This is a genomic window from bacterium, from assembly GCA_009926305.1.
GTDB lineage: Bacteria > Bdellovibrionota_C > UBA2361 > UBA2361 > RFPC01 > RFPC01.
The window spans coordinates 1-8,339 of sequence record RFPC01000095.1 but is presented as its reverse complement, the minus strand read 5'-3'; the positions used below and the strand labels follow the sequence as shown (position 1 = coordinate 8,339).

The 8,339-nt window shown below is 47.4% G+C and carries 6 protein-coding genes; 4 read left to right on the top strand and 2 right to left on the bottom strand.

The window, feature by feature from the left end:
• From EBR25_11600 to EBR25_11585, 4 genes are all read left to right on the top strand, one after another.
• The coding region (locus EBR25_11600; protein ID NBW41627.1) for a hypothetical protein at nucleotides 1-1,934 on the top strand (1,934 nt) is incomplete at its 5' end.
• 4 nt (nucleotides 1,935-1,938) lie between these two features.
• Nucleotides 1,939-3,912 carry an adenylate/guanylate cyclase domain-containing protein gene (locus EBR25_11595; protein ID NBW41626.1) on the top strand — a complete coding sequence of 658 codons (1,974 nt, stop codon included), beginning with the start codon at nucleotides 1,939-1,941 and terminating at the stop codon, nucleotides 3,910-3,912.
• Between the two features lie 12 nt (nucleotides 3,913-3,924).
• Nucleotides 3,925-4,956, top strand: a complete 1,032-nt coding sequence (locus EBR25_11590; GenBank protein ID NBW41625.1) for a serine/threonine protein kinase — start codon at nucleotides 3,925-3,927, stop codon at nucleotides 4,954-4,956.
• Nucleotides 4,957-5,013: 57 nt separating this feature from the next.
• Nucleotides 5,014-5,553 (top strand): hypothetical protein, encoded by a 540-nt coding sequence (locus EBR25_11585; GenBank protein ID NBW41624.1) that lies wholly within the window; start codon nucleotides 5,014-5,016, stop codon nucleotides 5,551-5,553.
• Nucleotides 5,554-5,610: 57 nt separating this feature from the next.
• On the opposite strand, the gene EBR25_11580 is transcribed toward EBR25_11585, so the two are convergent.
• Nucleotides 5,611-7,140 (bottom strand): hypothetical protein, encoded by a 1,530-nt coding sequence (locus EBR25_11580; GenBank protein ID NBW41623.1) that lies wholly within the window; start codon nucleotides 7,138-7,140, stop codon nucleotides 5,611-5,613.
• Nucleotides 7,141-7,210: 70 nt separating this feature from the next.
• Nucleotides 7,211-8,323, bottom strand: a complete 1,113-nt coding sequence (locus EBR25_11575) for a carotenoid 1,2-hydratase (GenBank protein ID NBW41622.1) — start codon at nucleotides 8,321-8,323, stop codon at nucleotides 7,211-7,213.
• Nucleotides 8,324-8,339: the final 16 nt, after the last annotated feature.

The window sequence follows — 8,339 nt, the reverse complement described above, 5'->3', positions numbered from 1 at the left end:
ACCGCCTCTCCCAGAACAATGTCGTTGGAGCACTAAACGATATTGAGGAGTCAATCGCACGAAATGATGCTCGAGGAGTCTACCGTTCTCGCTCACTGCTCGATCAGGACTTAGCCGTTCGCTCAACGAGCCTTTCTGAAGTCTTTCGCCAGTTGGGATTTCGAGATGTCGCCAGGATTGAAGCGATGAAATCCCTCTCGAGAGACTATTCAAATTACTCGGCACACCGCCTCCTCGGAGAAACGCTTGAAGGAGACTTCTTTGCTGATGCCAAATTCTCACAAAGCATCATCTCAGAACTTCTATCCCCACTCAGTTTTAACTCATTTCAAAGTTTCAATGGATTCTCAGCAGAGCCCTCGGCGAATGATTACGCAGCCCTCTTTGACCGTCCAGCACACCGCACTGCCATCAATCTTCAAGGAACAAATAGAGATGATGACTATCAGGGAAGTATTCTTCAATCTGGAACGGAAGGAGATTTTGGATATCTCACTGCCTATAGCTATCGCAACTATTCAGCATCAAGACTTGAACAGCAAAATGCAAGAGTAGCGCTCCAGTACCAGCCCCATGCTGACCATCGGTTTATCCTCGAAGGAGAGATTGAATCGTTTGACGACCAGATTACCGCTGATACGTATGAGAGGAACGATCTTGCTATAGCACTTGGAAGTTATCATCACCTCAGCAATCAGACAGAGGCGATCACTCGTATTGAGTACTTTGGTCGGGAGATAGAAACAAGAAGTAGAGATGTCATTGAAGAGGCTACGCAGACCCTTATTCTTGGAACGGATTCGCTTCTCTTTCCTGAATTTCAGATCGCACTCAATCAAGAAGCCGATGAAGAAATTGATATACTCCGTGGGAATGCCCAGATTATTCACAAAACCGCTGCTTACTCGCTCGTGAGTGGTGTTGAGTATCTGTATACTGATGGTGTCGGGGAAGAAAAGAGCCTTATCACTGAGGACTCTTCCTTATTTTTTGATGGTATTCCTGCTTCTCGAGACAGTGCTGCTGCCTACAATACGAACACACACTCACTCTACACGTATTTTAATCAGAATCTTTCAAGCTCTCTTTCCTTCACTTTCGGACTGAATTATCGAGACATTGAACTCCCTGCATTTGATACCGTAGCTCCTTTCATTGGTGGTAGAAGAAGTAAGAGCAAGCTCTCGCCAAAACTTGGCTTTACGTATACTCCGACTGATGCACTTACCATCCGTGGTGCCTACTTTCAGACTCTTGGCACGAGTTCAGTTAATGATATTGGTTCCATTGAGCCCGTTCTCGTGGGAAGCTTCATTCAATTGCTTGGCGATCTCCCAGGAGTTGAAACCGAGACGTTTGGAATTGGGATAGACTACAAAGACCCGAAACATTTCTACACTGGAATTGAATATGCCTATCGAGATATTGATAGAGACGGAATCGATATCCTTACAGAGTTTGTGACGGATGCTACCACTCTTCAGGACACGTTCTCTCTCACCCCCACGCTCCAGACTGAACAAGAGAGAGAGCACCTCGTAAGAGCATATTTCTATACGATCTTTTCAGAGCATTTCACAGGAATAGCAGAATATCGCAGAGAGTATCTTGAGGCACTGGATATCTCTGAAGAGAATGACACGAATCGAGTACGGCTTGGGGCGCGTTTCTTTAGCTCGTCGCGATGGTTCGCTCTCACTGATGTTGACTGGTATCGCCAAGACCTGAATGGCGTACTTGGTTTCAATGATGGAAACGAAGATTTTTGGATACTCAATGCTGGGGTTGGATATAGGCTCCCTCATCGAAAAGGTCAATTACGACTGCAACTCGTTAACGTGCTTGATGAAGAAGCTCCCTTTGCCTCACGTAGTCGATTTACAGATCCTCCAAGCGGTATTGGATTCTTAACAGATCTCTCGGTAAACTTTTAGGCTCATGTATTCGTCCATTCAAAAATGGCTATTAAGAAGCACCCTAGCCGTTAGCATTGCTCTGCTTGGTAGCTTGCTGTATCGCACTCCCTGGTTTCAGGAGCTTGAATATCGCGGGCTGGATCTCATGTTCTTCCTTCGAGGCGAAGAAGCCCCACCAGAGGATATTATTCTGATAGCAATCGATGAAGAGAGCTATAACACCCTACAGGTGCCCATGCACAAGCCGTGGCCCCGAGAACTTCATGCTCAACTTCTAGAACGACTCGCGCGAGCAGGCGCAGAGAGAGTCATATTCGACGTCATTTTCGGCGGTCCGAGTGGTGATCAGGAGACCGATCAGCGATTAGCCTCTGCTTTCGGATTACTCCCCACAGTGATTGGAGTAGAAGTGGCTCCCGTTGCCGGAGAGGTTGAGCGAGAAGAAGTCTACCTCCCCTATCAGTCCTTTCAAAAAACCGTTGGTGAACTCTCGATCGTAAAAAAACGAACAGATAAGAGGCATATTCGTCGCTTTACTCCGGAGTTTACCGATCCCGCGAGCGGGATACGATATCGAAGCCTGGCACAGGCAGGAGCAAATCTTCGTGCTGGATCGCCTTTACCGGATGAAAACGATCTCATCTGGTTCTATGGGCCATCACGAACCATCAAAACCTATTCATACTCAGATGCGCTTGATGAAGAGTTTTTTCTCGATGAAGAGTTTACAGGAAAAACTATCTTCATTGGCTTAGCGTTACAGACCGATACGGGTCCCGCTCAAAAAGATGCATTCCTAACACCCTTTACGAGCCGTGGTGATACGTTTGGTGTAGAGATTCATGCAACAGCTGCTCTCAATCTTCTTCACTCGCAATGGCTTCAGCGATTCCCGTTCTCAACTGAGGCGCTCTATTATGGCATCGCAACGATGCTCATAGCGCTCGCACTGTTTGCACTTCCGCCTGGATACGGACTCCTTCTTCTTATCGCTACAATCTTTGGATGGAGCTCTTTTGCATATTTCTCCTTCACGAGGGAAATGACATTTGTTCCTGGAATCACCCTCACCGCTATCATAGCACCCGTCATTTATCTGATAGCGACAGTGCTTTCATACCTCCTCGCTCGAAAACGGCAGCGGCAGACCGAAAGAGCCTTTTCGCACTATCTTACTCCAGAGATGGCGAAAGAAGTTTCCCAAAATCCAGATGCGCTCAACCTTGGAGGAGAAACGATTACCGCCACTGCGCTCTTTACTGATATCGCTGATTTCACCAATATCAGCGAATCAATGGATGCTGAAGAGGTTGTCCGCATGCTGAATGAGTATTTCTCTGAAGTTATGGACGCAATTTTTGAAACTCGGGGAACACTCATTAAGTTTATTGGAGATGCTGTATTTGCTCTTTGGGGAGCACCCGTTCCAATTCTCGATCACGAGGCACAGACCGTTGCCACAGCTATCAAGATTCGAGAACGAGTCGTTGCATTCAATGAAATCGGGAAGTATCCCAAGCTCCATACCCGCTTTGGCATTCATTCGGGCCCTATGGTTGTTGGAAACCTCGGCTCACAACGACGATTTGATTACACAGCAATCGGCGACTCGGTTAACCTCGCTGCCCGGCTAGAAGGATTAAACAAATACTTTGGAACTGAGATACTGATCTCCGAGACGGTAGCGAACAAACTCTCCGATGCCTTCCCGCTCTGTCTGATTGGAAAGGTAGCGGTGAAAGGAAAAAGTCAGGCTGTGTCCATCTCGACGGTGGTTCCGACAGAGGTATCTGAAGATGATAGAAAATTATGGGAGTTTGCCCTCAGAGAGTTCTACGCAAGAAATTGGGACGAGTGCTCTGATGGCTTTCACGCACTCACGGAGCGTAAGTCTTTTTTTGATACCGCAGCGCACCTCTATCTGCAGCAAATTTCGATAAGGCGTGATAGCGAAACTTCTGACTGGGATGGAGAAATCACCTTTGATTCAAAGTAAGGCCTACATACGATGACGAACGGAGAAGGAAGCGTGCTAGCATCTTCAGTACAAGAAGATCACTTTTACAACTTAAACCCGGCGGTTGTTCTAGAAGCCGTCGAGCAAATTGGAGTCCGAGCAACTGGCAAGACTCTGGCATTAAACAGCTATGAAAACAGGGTATATCAAGTTGAAATTGAACTGCCGACGCAGCCCTCAGAGTCTGTGTATGACACCTACCGGGTTGCAAAGTTCTATCGTCCGAATCGCTGGAACGAGGCTCAAATTCGGGAAGAGCATTCACTTTTGAAGCTCCTTGAGGAGAATCAGATTCCTGTTATTGCACCTATTCGATTCGAAGATGGAGATACGCTACGCCAATTTCCTGAATCAGGACTGTTCTTTTGTATTTATAAAAAATATGGGGGACGTCACCGCGCAGAACTACCAGAACATCAATTAAGGACTATCGGACGACTACTGGCTCGCACTCATAATATTGCGCAACAAATAGAGCCGCGAACTCGGGCAACCCTCAATGCGGATACCTACGGCACGAGAAATGTAGAACTCTTACTAGAATCACACTTCATCCCAGAGGAGTCGAAAATTGCCTTTCGCTCGGTAGTAGAGCCGATTATTGCTGTGGCTCAAAAACGACTTGAAGAGTGCTCCCTTATTCGGCTTCATGGAGACTGCCACTTGGGCAACGTGCTCTGGCAAGATGACAACCCTATGCTCCTTGACTTTGATGACATGGTGTATGGACCTGCTATTCAGGACTTGTGGCTTCTTAACCCGGGCCGCGACGAAGAGTCCCACAAACGACAAGACACCCTGATTGAAGCATATTCTGAACTTCGAGAGTTTCATCATCATGAGATGGGACTCATAGAGCCGCTCAGGGCTCTTCGAATTATTCACTTTGAAGGATGGATAGCACGACGGTGGAATGATCCGATATTTCAGCGCACTTTCGAACAATTTGGAACGCCTCTTTACTGGAGAGAAGAGCTCGCGGCGCTGTATGAAATATCCGATCTTTTGATGCAAGGGAATTAACCTCACGCCTCATTGACGGAAAAGAAAATCATATTGGTCAAGACACAGAAGAGACGTATGATAAGGAAAGAGAAGATGAGCAGATTACAGATGATCAGAAAAAAAGAGGAGGATATAATGAGCAAGTTTCTAGGGCTATTTCTTCTGCTCAGTATTGGACCATTATTATTCTTCGTTGGATGTAATGACTCGCCGGCAACATCACCTATTGGGCCTGCAGACCCAGTCGGAACCTGGTCAGTTCGTTTTACTGAACTGCTTGACGAGTGTGATAAAATTGCTCCAGATGACGAAGGAGTCGGCTTTACTTCTCAGCAGACCGTGACAAGAAATGGAGATACCTACTCAGTTGAAGCTGATGAGCTTGTTTTTGGATTTATCGATGGTGCTCTGAGAGCGTCTGATTCTCTCGAAGCAGAAGACTCATTTACAGGAGACTTATTTGGAACGGGAATTTCCTGCGTGCTAAGCGAACGACTCGCGTACAACAACATTACCGAGACCTCTACAGATATCGTCTATGAAGTCGTCATCGCCTGTGAAGATGGAACACGATGCGACTCCCTATTCAGGGCGTATGGAGAACGCTCCTCATAGCCGTAAAAATGGGGTGGTAAATCATTCAGCATCACTACTTCTAGAAGGTTACTACTTCTAGAAAGTTACTGTCCCGAGCACTGTGCCACACTCCCCAGTTGAGCTTAGAGAAACACTCGTGACCGAACTCATGGACGTTTCTGAGAACTCATAAGAAGGGATTCCACCGTTCGTTGTACCCGCTATGAGCGCAGCGCTATCCGTTATCTTCAACTGACCAGCATAACGCACTCCACTCGGTGATTGACTCTGGGTACTGACTGATACCGTTTCTCCAAATGCTGCTCCATTGAGACAAACGGTCAAATCCTGAGAGGAATCACTCCGCACCCGGATGACGAGGGTCCCCAAGGTAGGTTCGACTTCCCGACACGCAGTAGCAGCGAGTGTTTCATCCCCAAATGAAAACGTCTCACACTCTCGATTCGGATTCTCAGCAGCGTTTCCACAGACCAATGTCCCGATAGAATCTTCCACAACATTCGACTGGCAACTTTTACTGATCACCACAGTAGCGCCAAGTGGATCAAAATTTAACCATCCTAGCACTGACTGCCGTCTGCTCGCTGACACCTCAATATCTCTACTTGCCACTACGAGCTCTCTTGAACTATTCAACTTCTTCTTCCTTCTTCGCTCGCGCCTTCGTTTGCGCGTTCGCTTGTTCCATTTTTTGTTTGTGGCTTTTGCTGAAGTCGAACTTACACTCTTGTTAATCAATGAGAGTGAAGGAAATAGTCGGGGAGCATTACTATTGGCAGGGGCAACGGTTACAATACTGCTCAACGAGCGACGAAGCTCATAGCTATACAGATATTTATTGGCATCGAACTCTGCCTGCCCATCTGTACTGAGGGAACCATAAATCTCGGAATCTACGGCTGATGCGAGCTCGACGGGACGAAACGAGAAGACTCGCTGGTAACGATCAGTTCCCGTCAGACTACATGCCCGATACCTCTCATCTGTCGCCAGTCCTTCAACAGAAAGATGGAACCTCGGCGAGCCATCGGTGCCATATCCTCCTGGCTCGAAAAACCCTTCAGCAGTGATACTCTCATTGCCCGGCGTAGTATCGAGCGTACAGATCTGTCGTTCTTCACTCAGATTATTCGCTACCACCTCCGGATCGTTGATGAACTTTCCAATACACACATCTTTTCCGAACCGTGTTCGCTTGCGAAGAACAACCGTAATCACGGCCTGATCTATGTCAAATCGAGTAGCAAGCTCCTGTAACTTCGCAATCGTAATCGACCCGCTACATACTGGGCCCTCACACAGCAGGCGGGTTACCCCTCCCTCTCTGACATTACCTCCTTCAACCTCTCCATCAACAAACACAAGTGGAAGCTTGCTCGCTGGCGGTGCAGAGGAAAAGAGTGCTGTGAAATCCAGAGTTTGAAACGTATCTAAATTAAGACTAAACGCCAGAGGAACTCGTTCTCCATCTTCACAAAAAAGAGTCAGGTCTACACGACACTTCTCTGGAGTATCAATCGAGCATTCGTTACTTTGAGCCAAAACAAATAGAGGAGATAGCCAGACGAAGAGCGAATATATTGAAAAACGTAGTAACCACTTCATGCGCTGATTTTAAAGATAATGATCCAAAAGGTCGACAGAGAACTTCTCTCTTCGGACCAAAAAATATCCGCTATCTCGTGTACCCCACCAACTCAACATAGGCTGCACCTCGCTGGGGCTCTCCATCCATACTCCCCTCAATGAGGCACCGTCCTTCCCAGTAGGTTCTCTCCCCTCCACTCCCAGATAGAAGCTCTTGCCCCTTCACGGTGGGAGCAACCCTCGCCTCTATCCCCATCTTTGGAATCGACACCGTCCATCCCGAAGGATACTCAATACCACTTCGTTCACTCCGCCACGATCCAGATGGCTGAATAAGGAAATCAGAAGCAGTTAAAAGAAATTTTTCCCCCTCTGGACTAACACACGAGCCCGATGAGTACTGAGTTCGAACCAATGGATTCCCGCGTCGTAAATTATACAGCATGCACTCCCAGTCGTTTTGAAATTGCATAGCAAACCAATCCCAACCAACTTCACGACTGTTCGGCTTAGAGGAAAGTACCTCGTGATCCATCCATGCTTCCACACCCACACGGAGCTCTTCGTTTCCAATCACTACCTCTCCATCACCCTCTAAACGAGTAAAGGATACATAGTACGAGGCGTCCCCTGGACTCGCTCCCTTTTGACTATACCCGGCGTCACCTTGTAACACTGGGGCTTTTTGAGGTTGAACAGCGAACGAAAAAGAGAACATCTCTCCTGTCTGTGCATCTCTCGCCTCTACTTGTAGACGAATCGTAGACTGACTCTCCCCTTTTGGACCTTGTTCTACCCTCCAATCACGTGCCCAGACCTCTAGCCGTTCAGTGCTCGCCCCTGCCTGTCCAAAATCCGGACGTACTCGAATTTTTTCAAAAAGAAATCGCTGATTGCTATCATCAGTGAGAGCTGCATGTGCAAGATAAAGCGAGCCAACATGCCACGGAGTCTCTCGAGCACCCTCTTTGGGATTAATGCCTACTCTAAAAAATGTAAGCTCAAATCCGAATGTTCTCTCAACGGTTACCTGCTCTGCAGACTGCGCCTTCAGGTGGCCAGTAAAATACCACCACTCCACTGGATACTCGACATGCGCTCCATGGTCTCTGGGAAAGTTAAATTTTCGTCCAGGGGTAACTTCTAAAAATTCACCATGAGCACTACTCACCAGAAAGAATGTTACGAGAAAGAGGAACATTCTACTGCAAAAGCCC